The organism is Nitrosomonas sp. Nm132, from assembly GCF_900100485.1.
Classification (GTDB): domain Bacteria; phylum Pseudomonadota; class Gammaproteobacteria; order Burkholderiales; family Nitrosomonadaceae; genus Nitrosomonas.
In genome coordinates this window covers 66,205-82,184 of sequence record NZ_FNDH01000007.1, presented here as the reverse complement: position 1 = coordinate 82,184, position 15,980 = coordinate 66,205, and the positions used below count along the sequence as shown (strand labels likewise).

16 protein-coding genes are annotated in these 15,980 nt (G+C 46.8%); 4 read left to right on the top strand and 12 right to left on the bottom strand.

Annotated elements, in window-relative coordinates; all coding sequences use genetic code 11:
• Nucleotides 1-8: 8 nt before the first annotated feature.
• The 12 genes from BLP80_RS04530 to gspG form a co-directional block, all read right to left on the bottom strand.
• Entirely contained in the window at nt 9-1,715 is a 1,707-nt protein-coding gene (locus BLP80_RS04530) for a tetratricopeptide repeat protein (RefSeq protein ID WP_256324948.1), read from the bottom strand.
• Between the two features lie 207 nt (nt 1,716-1,922).
• A complete protein-coding gene (locus BLP80_RS04525; protein WP_090540562.1) occupies nt 1,923-2,570 on the bottom strand; it encodes a hypothetical protein in 648 nt (215 codons plus the stop codon).
• Nucleotides 2,564-2,947 (bottom strand): type II secretion system protein, encoded by a 384-nt coding sequence (locus tag BLP80_RS04520; protein ID WP_090540629.1) that lies wholly within the window; start codon nt 2,945-2,947, stop codon nt 2,564-2,566. Before BLP80_RS04520 ends, BLP80_RS04525 begins: the two co-directional genes overlap by 7 nt.
• Before the next feature lie 6 nt (nt 2,948-2,953).
• Nucleotides 2,954-3,460, bottom strand: coding sequence for a type II secretion system protein (locus tag BLP80_RS04515; protein WP_090540560.1), 507 nt, complete (start codon nt 3,458-3,460; stop codon nt 2,954-2,956).
• A 4-nt stretch (nt 3,461-3,464) separates the two neighbouring features.
• A complete protein-coding gene (locus BLP80_RS04510; RefSeq protein ID WP_090540558.1) occupies nt 3,465-5,756 on the bottom strand; it encodes a FecR domain-containing protein in 2,292 nt (763 codons plus the stop codon).
• Nucleotides 5,753-6,346, bottom strand: coding sequence for a hypothetical protein (locus BLP80_RS04505; protein ID WP_090540627.1), 594 nt, complete (start codon nt 6,344-6,346; stop codon nt 5,753-5,755). The genes BLP80_RS04510 and BLP80_RS04505 overlap by 4 nt, the downstream gene beginning before the upstream one ends.
• Before the next feature lies 1 nt (nt 6,347).
• Nucleotides 6,348-6,902, bottom strand: a complete 555-nt coding sequence (locus BLP80_RS04500; protein WP_090540556.1) for a hypothetical protein — start codon at nt 6,900-6,902, stop codon at nt 6,348-6,350.
• Nucleotides 6,884-7,420 (bottom strand): PilN domain-containing protein, encoded by a 537-nt coding sequence (locus BLP80_RS04495; protein ID WP_090540625.1) that lies wholly within the window; start codon nt 7,418-7,420, stop codon nt 6,884-6,886. The genes BLP80_RS04500 and BLP80_RS04495 overlap by 19 nt, the downstream gene beginning before the upstream one ends.
• Complete coding sequence (locus BLP80_RS04490; RefSeq protein WP_090540554.1) at nt 7,408-8,259, bottom strand: hypothetical protein; 852 nt, start codon at nt 8,257-8,259, stop codon at nt 7,408-7,410. Before BLP80_RS04490 ends, BLP80_RS04495 begins: the two co-directional genes overlap by 13 nt.
• Nucleotides 8,240-9,931 carry a GspE/PulE family protein gene (locus BLP80_RS04485; RefSeq protein WP_090540552.1) on the bottom strand — a complete coding sequence of 564 codons (1,692 nt, stop codon included), beginning with the start codon at nt 9,929-9,931 and terminating at the stop codon, nt 8,240-8,242. The genes BLP80_RS04490 and BLP80_RS04485 overlap by 20 nt, the downstream gene beginning before the upstream one ends.
• Nucleotides 9,928-11,118: a type II secretion system F family protein gene (locus tag BLP80_RS04480; RefSeq protein ID WP_090540551.1), complete on the bottom strand. Its 1,191-nt coding sequence runs from the start codon at nt 11,116-11,118 to the stop codon at nt 9,928-9,930. The genes BLP80_RS04485 and BLP80_RS04480 overlap by 4 nt, the downstream gene beginning before the upstream one ends.
• 9 nt (nt 11,119-11,127) lie before the next feature.
• Complete coding sequence (gspG, locus tag BLP80_RS04475) at nt 11,128-11,562, bottom strand: type II secretion system major pseudopilin GspG (RefSeq protein WP_090540549.1); 435 nt, start codon at nt 11,560-11,562, stop codon at nt 11,128-11,130.
• A gap of 772 nt (nt 11,563-12,334) precedes the next feature.
• On the opposite strand from gspG, the gene BLP80_RS04470 reads away from it, so the two are divergent.
• From BLP80_RS04470 to BLP80_RS04455, 4 genes are all read left to right on the top strand, one after another.
• Entirely contained in the window at nt 12,335-12,832 is a 498-nt protein-coding gene (locus BLP80_RS04470; protein ID WP_090540547.1) for a hypothetical protein, read from the top strand.
• A gap of 63 nt (nt 12,833-12,895) precedes the next feature.
• Nucleotides 12,896-13,354, top strand: a complete 459-nt coding sequence (locus BLP80_RS04465; RefSeq protein WP_218120383.1) for a YMGG-like glycine zipper-containing protein — start codon at nt 12,896-12,898, stop codon at nt 13,352-13,354.
• A gap of 153 nt (nt 13,355-13,507) precedes the next feature.
• Complete coding sequence (locus BLP80_RS04460; protein ID WP_218120382.1) at nt 13,508-14,614, top strand: Lnb N-terminal periplasmic domain-containing protein; 1,107 nt, start codon at nt 13,508-13,510, stop codon at nt 14,612-14,614.
• Nucleotides 14,592-15,965, top strand: a complete 1,374-nt coding sequence (locus BLP80_RS04455; RefSeq protein WP_218120381.1) for a hypothetical protein — start codon at nt 14,592-14,594, stop codon at nt 15,963-15,965. The genes BLP80_RS04460 and BLP80_RS04455 overlap by 23 nt, the downstream gene beginning before the upstream one ends.
• Nucleotides 15,966-15,980: the final 15 nt, after the last annotated feature.

Sequence of the window (15,980 nt, the reverse complement as noted above, 5' to 3'; positions counted from 1 at the left end):
AACCAAAGCTACTGCATCAATCTTTTCATGGTATCCAGCAACATTTCGTTGTCTGGATTTATTTCAAGAGCAGAACGCCAAATTCTCTCAGCATCCTCTCTCGCTCCCTTAACCCAGAGCACCTCACCTAAATGAGCAGCAATCTCTGGATCAGGGCGAGAGGAAAAGGCAAGATTCAGATAATTGAGACCTTCCTTAAGATTACCCATCCGATAATACACCCATCCCAAACTATCCATAATGTATGGATCGTCAGGCGATAGCTCAACCGCTTTCTTGATTAATGCCAATGCCTCAGGCAGGCGCAATCCTCGCTCTGCAAGACTATAGCCCAGCGCATTATATACATGCGCATTATCTGGCCTTAGCTCGATCAGCTTGCGCAAATCTTTTTCTGCGATGTCAAATCTGCCAATCTTGTCTGCCGCCAAGGCCCGGTCGTAAAGTAAATCAGGCTGATCTGGAATCTTTTCCAGATTTCTGTCTAGTAAATTAAAGACCTCATAATGTGCATTAACTTCTCGTAATAACTGTGCCTCTGCCAGTATTAATTGGGTACGCTGCAGCTCATTCTCTGGCATTAATTGATGCAAATGCTGACGTGCGCGATCAATTCCCTCTTTCTTGAGTAGCAAAACAGCATAACGGATTTGAGCAGGAAAATACCGTTCACCTCCATTTACTTGCCGATATGATTCGAGGGCAGCATCAGTTCGTTGAGTAACTTCATAGATTCGCCCTAAATTAAAGTGGATATTATTGGAATCCTCATAACCCAGATCCAAAGCTTTCTTAAAATTTTCTTCAGCACCATCGAAATCATTTAACTCAAGAGATAACAAACCAACTGCAAGCGCAATATCTGCATTAAACGGATTCTCCGCCATCAATTTCTGGAACTGATCACGCGCCGAAACGAAGTTTTTTTCCGACATCAGCATGCGCACATAAGCAATCCGCATATCATTGGCTTTAGGATATTTCTCGAGATAATGCTCATAAAAAGCCATCGCTTCGGCATTAGCAATTTTCTGCAAAATCCGGCCCTGATGAATCGCGGCAATTTCCCAATCGGGACGTAACACCAATGCTCGCTTCATCTCCTTAAGTGCGAGTTCAAGCTGATTAGCATTCCATGCCGCCTGAGAAACTGCAAAATGCGCTTCCGGTAACTCAGGGTAAGGGGTCGTAAGCTGTTGCATTAATTTCAGCGCTGCTTTTTTATCACTGTGACGTGACAACAGCTTGCTTAAGTGCATAAAGGCCTTATCAACGGATCCCTTTTCAGACGACAGCAGTTTTTCAAGATGAGGGCGTGCCTTGCCAAGTTTTCCCATACTCACAAACAATGCTGCTGCAGCTTGACGGGCATTGATTGAATCTGGCTCCAGCTCAACCCATAAGGTAACAGCGTCTTCTGCTTCAACAGGTCGGCGTGCACGAAGCGCTACGTCAGTAGCACGCTCGGCAAGGCGCGGATCACGGGTATTTCTAGCAAGTTTAGAATATCGCTCAGCCGCCACATCAAGATTATCGCGTTGCAATGCCGTTTCAGCCAGCAAAAAATCAAACAGCAGCTCGCTCGTCAATTCTTGGCCGGGTAATTTTGGCTGTCCTTGTTGGGTTTGACCAGCCAATTCATCTACCTGAGAACTTCCAACTTTTGGGATCTGCGTACATCCAGCTAGCCCGAGTAGTAACAATATCCAATGCATTCTAAAATTCATCTGAATCGAGCCAATAAAATCATTAAGACTAAAAAAAACTGAACCAGTTCTTATACTACGGCATATTTAACAGTCTTCCCAGTATAGCTAACGATATCGCAATACATATATGCATTTTTGATGCGCATATCAACTTATGCATCCAAGACCCGTTTAGCTATCGAACAAAATGCCGTTTGAAGATAAGTCATTCTGTCACTCAGGATTTTGTGTAAATGGACTAGCGCCACTTGCTGGCTGGTTTTGCGAAAAAGGACTAGGGCCTGCTGGAGCTTGACCGCTCGCAAAAGGATTGGTAGGCGCGGTATTTGACGAACCTGACTTGGGAGTTTTTGATTGCCGCGATCCCGTTCCGCTCGCCGCACCACCAGCATGAACAAACTTCCAGTCCTTATAACTCTTTGCTTCTGAAAATGCGGAGTAATGTTCTGGAAAATTGGCTCGTTTGATCGGAATTCCGGTCGATTGGCTATATACACCGGTAATTCCCGTATCTGATTGCTTAATCAATCCCCAGTCAAAACCATTAGTCATTGGATCCAGGAAAACTTTTCTGAGATGACGCCTGATTACCAATGAACTTCTATCTTCAAGCAATTGCTCAAGTGACTCTGGATACCGTTTTGCTTTCCCAGATGAGTTATTGTAATACGACTCGATTGCACGCCGGAATTGATCGCCTACAAACAGGAGTTCTCTTTCCTTCTCCTGCTGGGATTCAATTTGCCACATTGGACCCACGCCCGCCAGCACGACACCTGCGAGTGCGACCGCAAATAGTGTCCATAGATAGATATAACCTTGTTCTGCGGAGGAATAGTTGGCGTAATTGTTTATTACCATTTATCGTAGAATGTTCCGTCTAACGCCTGTTTATCAGAGCTACTGTGTATATCATACACTCCCTCAACCTCTTCATCAGGGGAAGGGATTTCGATCCAAGTCAAAGCGCTGTCGGTCATCGGATCCATTGGAATGGCGCGAACATAGCGCTCTTCCACTAACTGCTCCAAGTTAACTGGATAAGCTCCTCTATCAGCGTAGAACTTATCGATCGCATCGCGCATGATGCTCAGATTTTGTCGCAGCACAGCTTCTTTTGCTCGATCGACCGAATTAAAGTATCTCGGCGCAACGATACTGAGTAAAGTAGCTATCACCGCCATGACAACCAATAACTCGATTAGAGTAAAACCGGTACGCCGGCAAAAATCAGGCATTCTCATTCACCACAGATTATAGGGTTTCCCATTCAGCCCTATCCGCTCGGAACGCGAATAGATATCAAAAACATCATCGCCTTCTTCCGGATTATCGGGCGGACTTTCGTAGCTGCGCTTTCCCCATGTGTCAGCATCTGGTACCTCCAGATCGGTATCTGCAAACATCGGATCTCGCGGTAATCGTCGCAAAAAATAGATCATATTTTTTTTAGGATCCTTAACATTTGGCACCCCCTTTACCAAGTCTTCCAACTTCCGAGGATAGCCCGACTCGTCTGCTTTCTTTTCCACCATCCCCTCATCCGCAGCCTGTTTATAAGCATCGATCGCTGTACGAACCTGCCGCAAGGCAAGGCGCAATTCTTGTTCCTTCTCACGTTTTATGGCAATCTCACGCAACGGCATCGCGGCAGAAGCCAATATAGCGACAATAGCCACCACTACCATCAATTCGACCAGGGAAAATCCCCGATAAGCAGATAGTAATAATCCAGAACCTCGTTTTAGCATACCTCTAATGAATTTCGATGCTAACCGCCGACGGCAGGCTGACTTCTACCGGATTACCCTTTTCATCTTGTGTGGTCAAACTCTGAATAGTGATGTCAGTGGTTCCCGGATTTGTGCTCACTGCTTTAAAACGCAAAACTGTTGTCATTCCATTTGGCTCTTCCCTACCCAGCTTGATAGTACGCATTCCGGTCTTCTCACCGCCATCCAATACTTCCAGCATATTCTTATCGTATGTCAGGTTAAGCTCACTCACTAGGTTGGTATTCTGAGTAACGAGTCTCACCGTAGCGGTAAATTCCCGATCCATGGCTACGGTCGCTGGAGCCAGTAAGGTTAGTGTCGGGGAAGAGGGAGTAGATGACGCAGCCGCCGCCGCTGCTGCTGCAAAAGGATTAGGAGCAGCATCAGATCCATCCGCAGTAGGCGTTGGCTGGGCTGCTCCACCAAAAACAGAACGGACATTGGATGCGGGACCGGAGGGAGCTAGAGCCAGCGATCGTGGCAATGTTTTCCGGATAGTTGTAGGCAATCTTCCTGCAGCATTGGCCGTACCGGAGTGAAACTCACTCTCCAATTTGGTCGGTTGCGTAACGTTACGGACAATGCGCGGTGTAATTAACAGCACAACTTCCGTCTTTTCCCGGTTCAGAAGTTGATTACCAAATAACCGGTTCAGTATCGGCGTATCGATCAAGCCTGGTATTCCCCCGAGATCTCGCTTGTCATTATCGTTAATCAAGCCTGCCAGTATATGGGTTTCACCATCTCTTGAGGAAAGTAAAGTTTCTGCGGTACGCGTCCCTACCACTGGAAATCTACTACCCTCTGTGGTACCTCTTTCGAAACCCGTAATAGAACTCACTTCGAGTGCAACTTTGATGGACACTTCGTCATTTGGAGCAATGACGGGTTCAACTTCCAGCTTCAGCCCCACATCAATGAAGGTAACCGATTGAGATACGGTAGCAGCGGTACCCGTGACATTGGAAGTGATAATCGGTTGCCTGCTGCCAATCAGAATTTTAGCCTTTTCGCGATTTTTCACACGAATACGAGGATTAGCGAGCAAGTCACCAAAACTCAGATCTTTTCTAAGATCTATCGCAACTCTGTTACTGATCGCGAAATTCTGCAAACCAAAGGTAAATTGATCAAGTGTAGTTGCGGTGGCAGCTTCAAGAGGATTACCGGATGGGGAAGGTGTCGGAGTATAAGTGACGCTTCCTGGAAAATTAGGGCCAAGTTTAGTCAGGCTATTCCGGTTGATTTCCAATACCTCGACATCAAGCATCACTTCCGGATCAGGAAAATCATTGACTGCAACCAAGCGCTCTACCAACCTTATTGCTTCCAGGGTATCGCGCATGACAAAAAGATTGAGTTTCTCATTGACGTAAATATCCTTAGCCTTGACCAGTCCCCTGATCATCGCAACCATCTGTTTGACATCGGTATTGATCACATGGAAACTGCGCACGACCAATTCCTGATATTCTTTCTGCTTAGCTGGCGTATCCGGATAGATCAGCAATGAATTATCGTTCAAAATCTTGTAAGCAAGCTGATTGGTCATCAGCAGCAATTTCAAAACATCTTCAATTCTGTTATCGCGCACAAAAATAGACGTCTTCGATTCCTGCTGGACATTTTTATCAAAAATGAAATTGATCCCTGCAGTACGTGATATCAGCTCAAAAATGGACTTCAAGGTCGCATCACGGAATTCCATCGTAATGGGCTTGTTAAAAGCAGTGATTAATTTCAGCTCAGGATCTTCAGTACGGCTAATCCGCTCATTAATCTCCTTGATCAATTGACGACCATCTCGATGCATCGGATTTTCCTGTAGCACCGCACGGGCGGCTGCTTCCGCACCTTCCACATCGTTCTGGGCAAGCAGTTCCCTGGCTTCCCTAATCATGGCAACTTGATGTCGCTCCAAACTCAGCGCCTCTAATCCGGCTTTGGCACGCTCATTATTACCATTAATTTCTAGAACATGGCGGTACTTCTGCTCAGCAACATCAAGATTCCCTACCATTCGAGCATTTTCTGCTTCATTGATTCTTTGAGCAATGATCGCATCACGCTGGCGCGACAGTACGGCGCGAATTTCCTTGTTATCAGGCTCTTCATAGGCTGCTTGCTCCAGTTTCTTCAAGCCGGCATCTAATTGACCTTGAGCAATCAATTGCTGGCCTTCTGTAAATGCCCGATTTCTGGTGGTTAATGGCGCACAGCTCGTTAATAACATCAGCAGTAACGCAATAAAGACAAATCCGCCTGATTTCATTGAAACTTTCCAGGATTATTGTTATTGATAAGAAGGGTTTGTTTGATACCCAACGGTAGATAAGTAAACTCGATCGCGTCATCCTTAATCCGATCGACCCGATACTTTGCCTCGATACGCTCCCCTACTTTTGCAATATAGTTATTCTCTGCCATGGAAAGAAATACGCTGGTTATCTTTCCTTCCGTAATTCTGCCCACATATTTAAATTGCAAAGGTGGCGCTACCGGTGGTGGAGGCGCAAGAACGGGAGCGGGGGGAGGGGGAAGTGCAGGTCTGCCATCCGGCCCGAGACCGAATGGTGACTGGGAAGAACCCGCAAGGGATCGTTTCGGTTCCCATGACGTAGACGCAAAGATATCATCCGCTTCAGCGCTGAATTTACGCTGCCCCAATTGATCAATTGGCAGATGACCCATATCACTTTTCTTGCTACGTGCACTACTGGACGCAGGCCTGGCTGGCAAGATCGGCTGTACAGTCTCTTCCACTTCGACATCACTCTCTTCTAGCCATACTACTGCAAGCAGGGTTGCCGCTAATGCGCCACCTAGAATCAACTTGCGGGTATTGGACGTCTGTTTTTCCATTTCAGCCATGCAGATAAAGATTCATGCTAAGGCGCACATCCAGTTTGCCCGATTTGATATCTTGACGTTTAATCACCATATCAACCAACGCCATTGCTGGAACGGTTTCCAGCGCATCGGCGATGAACGCGCGAACTTGCGGATAACTGCCGCGGATAGGTAAAACCACCTCATAGCGCGCCAATTTTGATCCCTGCTCTTGCATTAACCGATATTCACTGCCACTTAGTTCAATGCCACGCTTTTTAGCAACCCGATCCAATTCCTTGACCCAATAAGGCGAGGAGTCGATGCTTGGAAAAAAATCATAAAAAACCTGTAACGACTGGCTATCATCCAACTTGGCGCGTTCGACAGATTCAATCTGCGTCTGCTGTTGCAGGGATGCTGCTTGTTCTTTAAATTTATGCAGCTCTTCTTTTTGCGGCAAAACGGCTGCCCAAAAAAATACGGTTGAAAGTACAAGCAAACCCACGCCTATTTTTCCAATTAAGCTCAGTCGTGTTGTTTGCCAGCGTATTTGGATCAGCAGTCTTTCTAGGGTAAGTCGATCCATGTGGTGGTCAGAGAAAAAGCAATGGGTCGATAGGGATTCTCTTGCTTCACTTTATAGTTAAGCAAATGGGCATTTTCAAAAACATCTTCGCGTTCCATCGCTTCGACAAAATCAGTCAGCGCCACCAGATTTCTTGCCTCACCACTGATTCGTATCGTTCGATTGGCCACATTCGGTTGTACGGATAATAATGCAATTTCTTTGCTGACGGCATACTCCAGAGAATCAAATAATGCTTCCCATGGTAAATTGATCTGTCGCAAGATTTCCCTTGCCTGTTTAAGTTCCTGTTGCGTTTCCTGAGTAATTCGTGCAATGGGTGCTCTAGGTGTCTTTTTATGCTGCTGTTGCTGTTCAAGACGATGGATACGTGCGTCCCAATGCGCAATTTCTTCCATGATCAATCTCAACTGATAAAAGCATACAACGAAAACAAGACAACCTATTCCTAGCAAAATATAATCGATACTACGTGCTTGCTGCCCTGCATAGGGAAACCTCAGTTTCAGACTACGCATGATTTCGCCTCACTGCCAGCCATAGTAGGAGAAGGAAAATAAACTGGTGCCGGTATTTTTTCATTGGGTAAATAAGCAAATTGCCACCCTTTATCGGCTGGCAAATCCAAATCTGAATGTTCTGGTGAAAATAGATATACCTGCTCAATGGGTTCCCGATAACCAGAATTAATGATCTCCTGTTCAAGTGCGGCAAGTAACTCAGTTTCAACTGAATGCACTATCCGCTGATTGCGAATTCCCTGCCACTCGCCGTTAGCAAATAAAAGCATACACAGTCGCCCGGGCTCAATTACCACGAACCAAAATCGCTTATCATTAAATGCGTTACACCATTGATCAAAAGCGGCAGTCAAATAGGGTTCTATCTGTTTCAACTTAATACTAAAACGTAATGCCAGCGCTTCAAGCTCATGATATAAGTCACGCGCGATCGCGGCGCACACTGTACCACGATAGGGGTCCCACTCACTGATACTCATGACCCAGCCATCAACTCGCTCCCCGTAAACTTCACGCATGCGAAAATTGGCATAAGCCAACAACTCAGCAGGATCGGTAATTTCTTGCTGCGGCGGAACAACAACATACCGCATGAAATGATTTGAAAGCGTAATCCTCAGCTCAGCGCCCTTCAGAGCTGAGGAAGCATTCTCCTCCTCAAGCATTTGTTCAAGCTGCTGCAAAGAGGGTTTCCACATGGCAGCAGCTTGTTGATCGTCATAGACTCTCGAGATTCTGGGCGACTGCCTGGCTTTCATACCACGGAACGTCCTCACCATATCCACGCGTCCAGGAGCAAAAAAAATCTGAATCTGATCACGCCACAATCGTGACACGATTAGCCTCCTGCAAACTGGTTTGTCCTGTTTTGACCATCTCAAGTGCAGCTTCCCGCAAAAAATGGGTCCCATTCAGCCTGGCTGCTTCTTTGATGCGGCGAATGGTAGCCTGCGCGATAATCAGCTCACGAATCTCGTCATTCAATAACAATATCTCGGCAATCGCACTCCGCCCCCGATAACCACTTCCGCGACATTGACCACATCCTTTGCTGACACGAAACTTATAGTGCTCCACTTGTTCGGAAGGAATGCCCGATTCTGCAATCAATTGATCCTCGGGGCGCTCCTCGACCATACAGTGAGGGCACAACAAACGGACCAATCTTTGCGCAACAATACCGTTCAAGGCTGATACAAAACTATAGGGATCCACCCCCATATGGGAAAACCTTCCGATCACGTCGAATACATTGTTGGCATGCACCGTGGTAAAAACAAGGTGACCAGTCAGTGCAGCCTGTATGGCAATTTGGGCTGTTTCCGCATCACGGATTTCACCCACCATGATTTTATCCGGATCATGTCGCAAAATTGAGCGTAATCCCCGCGCGAAAGTAAGCCCCTTCTTTTCATTGACAGGTATTTGCAGAACGCCAGGCAATTGATATTCGATGGGATCTTCAATTGTAATAATTTTGTCATCACCACGATTAACTTCTGAGATTGCGGCATAAAGTGAAGTCGTCTTGCCACTTCCGGTAGGTCCGGTTACCAGCAACATGCCGTAAGGTTCCGAACTCAACCGGCGGATACTGGTAATGGCGGCCTGATTGAAACCCAGCTGGTTCAATGTCAATCCCTCGACATGATCCGTAAGTGCCTGCCGGTCCAGAATCCGCAACACTGCATCTTCACCAAAAATACTCGGCATGATCGATACACGAAAATCGATTTCCCGCCCCTGAATGGAAACCTTGAAGCGGCCATCCTGAGGAATGCGGCGCTCTGCGATATCGAGATCAGACATGACTTTGATGCGCGAAATCACCTGCTCCGCCAAATCATGACCCTGCATCACACCGATCGTGGTCAATACACCGTCAATCCGATATTTTATCGCCAATGCACCCGGCGTCGTTTCAAGATGAATATCGCTTGCCTGTGATTTATGCGCATCATACAAAGTGGAATGAACCAATCTCACCACCTGGCTCGTACCTTCATGAATCGTCTTTAACGACAGGTCTTCGATTCCTGCCTGCGCCATGCCGTGTTGCTCCGCTGGCAGCACGTTATCCATCGCCCGCATATTCTTTTCTTGCCGGGTGAAAAAGGCTGACAGATCAGCCGGGTGCACTAAATACCAGATCGCACCGACTGCAATGTATTCATCCGCCCAGGCGTGCAAATTAGGTAAAAATGGGTCAGCTATCGCAAGCAAGTACTCTTGATCTTTATGAAATAACACGCATTCCTGTTTGACGGCTTCGGCAAAAGGCAAAATTTCAAAAGCGGGATGCAATTCGTGCAAATCCTCCATCCTGAGCACTGGCATCCGCAGCAGCCGGCCCAACTCGACCATCAGCTCGCCGGATGAGTAATCACACGTTTCCTCCAGCACTTTGATGACAGGGGTTTTCTGGACTAAAGCCTGCTGGCGCGCTTGGCCAAGCTGATGCAGATCGATAGGTGGTCTTGCAAGAGACTGTAAACTTGCTTCAATCAATTGATACTTCCTGCCAATTCAAAAATAGGCATATACATTAAAATAATGATACCACCGATCACCGTGCCGATAACCGCCATCAGCAACGGCTCAATCAACTTGGTTGCCCACTCGACCCAGCGCGCGATTTCTTCATCATGAAAACCACCAATACGCTCCATCATGTCTCCCATGAGACCCGTCCGTTCGCCTACGCGCAACATCCGATTGCCTACTGGAGTCGTTAACTCTGCCATCTGCATCGCACTGGAGATGGTTTTGCCTTCACGGATGTGAGCTGCTGCTGCGATGACCCTGGGCCGGAAATGAGGCTGCAAAAGATTGCTCACCATTTCCAATGCTTTAGTGATCGGAATACCCCCTCGCAATAACATTCCCAGTGTTTTATAAAACCGGGCGAGTTGATAAACCCGCATACGCTCACCAATGGCTGGGATACGCCATAACAACTGCATTAAGCGTGCTCGAAACGCGGGCCGCGTGAAACCATAAGTGGTCAAAGCGAGGATGGCGGTCACGATTCCCGCTAGCATCCAGCCACTTTCGTGCACCAAACGCCCCCATTTGATCAACATAACGGATAGCCAGGGCAAGTCCGCACCGATATCTTCATAGATGGCACTGAATTTAGGCACGACAACAAGCAGCAGAAAAACGGCCACGAGCAGTCCAAGCACTAAGAGTAAAACCGGATAAATTGAAGCGCCCACCAGTTTTTTACGCGCCAAATCCATTTGCGTCTGATAGGCGATAAAACGCGTCAACGCTTCAGGTAAATCACCGGTTCGTTCGCTTGCCCTGACTGTTGCAACATACAATGCGGGAAATATCTGGGGGTGGGTCTCTAATGCATGCGAAAAGGTCATGCCTTCATACAAGCGCGCGAGAATTTCCTGGATAATCTTGCGTATGCCACTATCTTCTTCTTTCTCAATGAGTGTCTCGATGCTTTCTACCAAACTGAGACCTGCCGTTAACAGAGAAAGGAGCTCCTGGCTGAAATGGGTCAGTGGAAAACGCGTTCTGGCTCCGGATTTGGGAAGCCAATCCACCAAGCTCCGTTGCACACTCAGCACCATCCCACCCTGAGCAGCAATCTGGTGCCGGACTTCCTGCTCGCTGGCCGCATCTAGTTTGAGAGATACTGTGCCTTGTTTAGCAAGAACTGCTTTTACAGTGTAACGCATTGACCCTTTCTACCAGTTGGCGATATCGGCAGCTTCACCCGTACCGCCTGGCTGCCCATCTTTTCCTAATGAAAATAGATCAAACTCTGCATGCTCACCCGGATACTTGTATTGATAAGGTTTTCCCCATGGATCAGAGGGAGGTGTTTTACTAAGATAAGGTCCCTGCCATTTTGGCTCGCTACCAGGTCGCGCCACGAGCGCGTTCAATCCTTGGTCGGTAGTGGGATAACTGCCTACATCCAAACGGTATTGATGCAAGGCTTTTTCAAGTGAATCAATCTGGGCCTGCGCCATTTTGACTTCTGACTTGCCTACCTGCGAAAAATATTTGGGGCCGACATAGGCAGCCAGCAAACCTATGATGACCATCACCACCAGTAACTCAAGCAGGGTAAACCCACGGACGGAACTTTTGCGCGAATTCTTAGAGCAGTACTCCATTTTTGACCTCTCAACTAAAGTAACTATTTTGACTTGTATTAATGTAATCAATGCAATCAGGGATAATAATATGCTACTTAGCCCAATGCTGCTAAAAGCTAAGTCTATCCAAGAATTATTAAAATCAGATTTTTCATTAGAAAATATGAGGATAAAAAAATGGACATGAATTTGACTGACATATCAAAAGTTTTTATGCCTATGAACATTTCTCAATTTGATATTTGAAAGTATACAAATTATAAATCACTATACATTGTATCAATTTTGATGAATTGCACCTCGTTTATCCATCTTACTGAAAAATGTATAGAGAGACAGCAAGGTTTTCATGGCACCCACAAGTCTTTATCCAAACTCGACATTATATTCCCAGAACCCAAACCAGATATATTTGCCGATTTTTGGCAATCCGTTGAAATAACGTGAAGTACGATGAGTATATATCAGCCTTTGCATCACATTATAGATCAGCCTGATGAAATAGCCCGGCTAGCCCGAATATTTCATAAATTCGCGTGATGATCACGCAGGATTTTGATTAATAGGGAAGTTTTGAGAAAGAGGAGTGTAGTGACTCATACACCCGACTGAGCAAAATCTTTCTTATTAATCAAAAGACAAGTGAGGGCACGTGCCAATTTATGAAATATTCGGGCTAGGTGTTTACACGTATTGCGATGGTGATGAAGATAAGAAACAATGATCATGGTATTAAGAAAACATTTCGGCAATCGGACCACTGGCTTTCATTTCTGATGGGGAGAAAAACATGAAAAGGCAATATTGGGTGAACATACTGTGTCTTGCTTTATTGATTTTTGCTGCAACGCTAACGCTGCCCACCTACGCTGAAGAAGAAGGCAATGCAACCAGCAATATGGAAATCTTACGTCAGAAAATCATCGCGGATAAAAAATTGCTGGTTGCCAGCAATATGAACCTGACCGAAGCGGAAGCAAAGGCGTTCTGGCCTGTCTACGACGCCTACCAGAAGGACCTCCAGCAGATTGATCAGCGCCTGAATAAGGTGATTAATGACTATGCCACAGCCTTCAATAAAGGTGCGATGTTAAATGAAACAGCGACCCAATTGATTGATGAAGCCATTGCCATCGAAATGGCCGAAGCTAATTTAAAACGGTTATATGTGCCCAAACTCAGCAAAGTTCTTCCTGGCACAAAAGTGGCGCGTTACATTCAGATCGAGAACAAGGTTCGAGCCATCGTACGGTACGAGCTTGCGGAATTGATTCCATTGGTGGAGTAAGACAAAGACGCTCAGAGTAACCAGGCTTCAGGTATTTTTGAATATATACAAGAGGCAAGGAAAATGATTCCGAAATCCATCCTATCACTCATGATGTTTGCAGCCCTTGTCAGCGCCCCGGCGAGTGCGCAACTGACTGTTTATCCTGCAAAGGAGCAGTCAATAGAACAACAGCAGAAGGATGAGGCCGAGTGCTATGCCTGGGCTAAGGAGCAGTCGGGCTATGATCCAATGCAAGCCACGCTGCCAGCACAACAAAGCGTTGGTGGTGAACGGGTAGGCGGCGCTGCTCGCGGAGCGCTGGGTGGCGCCGCGATTGGCGCGATTGCGGGTGACGCTGGAAAAGGTGCCGCGATTGGCGCAGCAGGAGGAACGCTGCTAGGCGGCGCAAGGCAACGCCACAAGCAAGTGAGTAATGAACAGGCAGCAACTCAACAGCAGCAGGCTATAGCACAGCAGCAACAACACTTTCAACGTGCCTATGCTACCTGCTTTGAAGGCCGGGGTTACACGGTAAAATAACGGGTCACGCTGAGCCGAGTCGCTGACGTTGTGGGAACACTATGGCGGCAGCACTAGCGCTTTTCGGCGCCTGATCATTCCAGTGGCGACGATATGTTGCAATAAGGGAGGCTCAGATATGAACGTGGTCTTCACTCAACGAACAAACTTGTCATGTTGCTTCCACTCTGCTTGCAGCGGCGACCTTGGAAGCAATATCAGGCCGGCAGGCTTCTCCTCATGAAGAGCCCGCGGATTCGATTTACCCACATTGCGGGCCTAGTGTTGCTCAGTTTGCTGACGATAACGGCTGGCGGATGGGGTGTGCTCGCCCTCATTTTTTCAGGGCCATCCAGCGATATGGTGCGCAATATTCTGGCCGCAGCATTTGCGGGTGTATCGCTCGCAGCGTTGATTGCATTGGGCTCTCGCCGTTGGCGCTGGCAAGCTATTGCCGGTTACTTCGCGCTATTCACAGTGCTATTAGTATGGTGGCTCAGCATTGAACCATCCAATGAGCGAGACTGGCAAATGGACGTCGCGGTGCTGCCGTACGCTACGATCGAAGGCAACTTGATTACCGTGCACAACATTCGCAACTTCGATTACCGCAGTGAAACTGATTACACGCCCGCCTACTACGACAAACACTTCGACTTGCGCGAACTGGAGGCAGTAGATATGGTCGCTTCCTATTGGATGGGGCCAGCCATTGCACATATATTCTTGAGCTTCGCCTTTACGGGTGGCGGCAACCTCGCCATTTCCATCGAAACACGCAAGGAGAAAGGCGAGGATTATTCCTCCATCAAGGGTTTCTTCCGGCAATATGAACTTATCTACGTAGTGGCCGATGAACGCGACATAATACGGTTGCGCACCAACTATCGTCATGATCCACCGGAGGATGTTTATATTTACAGGATCTCCGGATCGATCGAGAATGGTCGCCGGTTGTTCCTTGAGTATATGCGCAAAATCAATGCACTAAAGACCCAACCCGAGTTTTACAACACCCTGACGACCAACTGCACGACGAGCATATGGCTGAACACTCGCGTCAATCCGACGCATCCGCCATTTAGCTGGAAAATTCTGACAAGTGGTTATGTACCGGAACTGTTATATGAATACGGTCGCTTGGATGCCGGCGATTTATCTTTTTCTGAATTACAACAGAAGTCTCATATCAATGCCCGCGCGCAGACAGCTGATGATACCGCGGATTTTTCACGTCGTATTCGAGAGGAGTTTAGAAATGGCGCTCCAGCAACGCACTGAGTCCAGAAATCACCGCTTAACTCATAAAACCATGATGATAAACGCTTACCATTCAAGCATAAAGATTATAGGGTTAATTATCTTTCTCTCAATCGCCATTTTTTTATCAGGTTGCGCCAGCATCAGTAAAGGGGTGACGCAAGCCCTCCTGGAAAAAGCTGAAAGTGAAGATACCCGAATATGTCAAGTGCAAGGTAAACCTTTTGCAGGGATTGAACCAGGGCTGGGCAAAAAAGAGGGAGAGACCAAAGTCCTGATGGTACATGGTGTAGGCGATCATATTCCAGGTTATTCCACTGAATTTTTGGAAAAATTAGCTAAGGCATTAAACTTGAACAGTCGTTCGGGAGATTCCAAGAATATCACTTTGGCCGCTCCATTGTTTCCCGACCAAAGCCTTGGTAATTTGCGCATAACGCGCCTGCTGAATGAAGATGCGAGTAAGAAACTTACCTTTTACGAACTCACCTGGTCGGAAATTTCCCGACCAGAAAAAGCATTGCTAGCTTTCGATAATTCTGGAGAACACGAGTTCCGGAGAGCCAGAATTAACAGCGCGCTAAAAAAATTCAGCAATGACACCACGCCAGATCCCATTATTTATTTAGGAAAAAGCAGGCAACTTATCCTGGCGGCATTTGGCCAGTCATTCTGTTGGATGGCAACACAATATTGGCAGGATCTCCCTAAGGATGGAAAACATGTGTGCCAAGGCTTGGGCGATGAGCACATCGACAAATTAAGCCATGATGATTATGTTGTTATCTCACATAGCCTAGGTAGTCGTATCACGATTGATGGTTTCCAGCGTATTGCCGATATGTTGGAAAACCCGGAAAAGTATTTTAGTTTACTACCAGAAGACCAGCAGAAACTTAAGACCGCAGCCTCTACCAAAGCAATGGAAGTACTCCGAAACAAACACATCCCTGTTTTCATGTTATCTAATCAGCTCCCGGTACTGCAATTAGGCAGAGAGCTTCCCGAGGTGGTTGGGCAGGAAGCAGCGTATTGCGAACCTGAAGGCGCGCATTACAATCAGCGCATGCTTAGTGAAACATCCATTATCGCCTTTAGTGATCCCAATGATCTATTAAGTTATGGAATATCCAGGGGTTTCAGTGAGAAATATCTCGATTCCAGATTATGCCCGAGCATCACCAATGTCACTATCAATGTGGCCAAAATCATTAATGCGTTTGATGTTCAGGGTCTTGCTAATCCGCTGGAAGCCCATGTGGGCTATACCAATGATGAACGGGTGGTCGCACTGATTGCCAATGGGATCGGCAATCCCAATACATCCCCGCTTATTAAAGAAAGGTGTGAATTTACCAAAATAACCAAGTAAGTGATTGCTATTGCA

What these genes read in the sequence shown, in the direction of transcription:
- BLP80_RS04455 (WP_218120381.1), top strand. Translation starts at nt 14,592, where the DNA reads ATGGCGCTCCAGCAACGCACTGAGTCCAGAAATCACCGCTTAACTCAT.
- BLP80_RS04460 (WP_218120382.1), top strand. Translation starts at nt 13,508, where the DNA reads ATGTTGCTTCCACTCTGCTTGCAGCGGCGACCTTGGAAGCAATATCAG.
- BLP80_RS04470 (WP_090540547.1), top strand. Translation starts at nt 12,335, where the DNA reads ATGAAAAGGCAATATTGGGTGAACATACTGTGTCTTGCTTTATTGATT.
- BLP80_RS04495 (WP_090540625.1), bottom strand. Translation starts at nt 7,420, where the DNA reads ATGCGTAGTCTGAAACTGAGGTTTCCCTATGCAGGGCAGCAAGCACGT.
- BLP80_RS04505 (WP_090540627.1), bottom strand. Translation starts at nt 6,346, where the DNA reads ATGGAAAAACAGACGTCCAATACCCGCAAGTTGATTCTAGGTGGCGCA.
- BLP80_RS04525 (WP_090540562.1), bottom strand. Translation starts at nt 2,570, where the DNA reads ATGGTAATAAACAATTACGCCAACTATTCCTCCGCAGAACAAGGTTAT.
- BLP80_RS04465 (WP_218120383.1), top strand. Translation starts at nt 12,896, where the DNA reads ATGATTCCGAAATCCATCCTATCACTCATGATGTTTGCAGCCCTTGTC.
- BLP80_RS04480 (WP_090540551.1), bottom strand. Translation starts at nt 11,118, where the DNA reads ATGCGTTACACTGTAAAAGCAGTTCTTGCTAAACAAGGCACAGTATCT.
- BLP80_RS04530 (WP_256324948.1), bottom strand. Translation starts at nt 1,715, where the DNA reads ATGCATTGGATATTGTTACTACTCGGGCTAGCTGGATGTACGCAGATC.
- BLP80_RS04510 (WP_090540558.1), bottom strand. Translation starts at nt 5,756, where the DNA reads ATGAAATCAGGCGGATTTGTCTTTATTGCGTTACTGCTGATGTTATTA.
- BLP80_RS04520 (WP_090540629.1), bottom strand. Translation starts at nt 2,947, where the DNA reads ATGCCTGATTTTTGCCGGCGTACCGGTTTTACTCTAATCGAGTTATTG.
- gspG (WP_090540549.1), bottom strand. Translation starts at nt 11,562, where the DNA reads ATGGAGTACTGCTCTAAGAATTCGCGCAAAAGTTCCGTCCGTGGGTTT.
- BLP80_RS04515 (WP_090540560.1), bottom strand. Translation starts at nt 3,460, where the DNA reads ATGCTAAAACGAGGTTCTGGATTATTACTATCTGCTTATCGGGGATTT.
- BLP80_RS04500 (WP_090540556.1), bottom strand. Translation starts at nt 6,902, where the DNA reads ATGGATCGACTTACCCTAGAAAGACTGCTGATCCAAATACGCTGGCAA.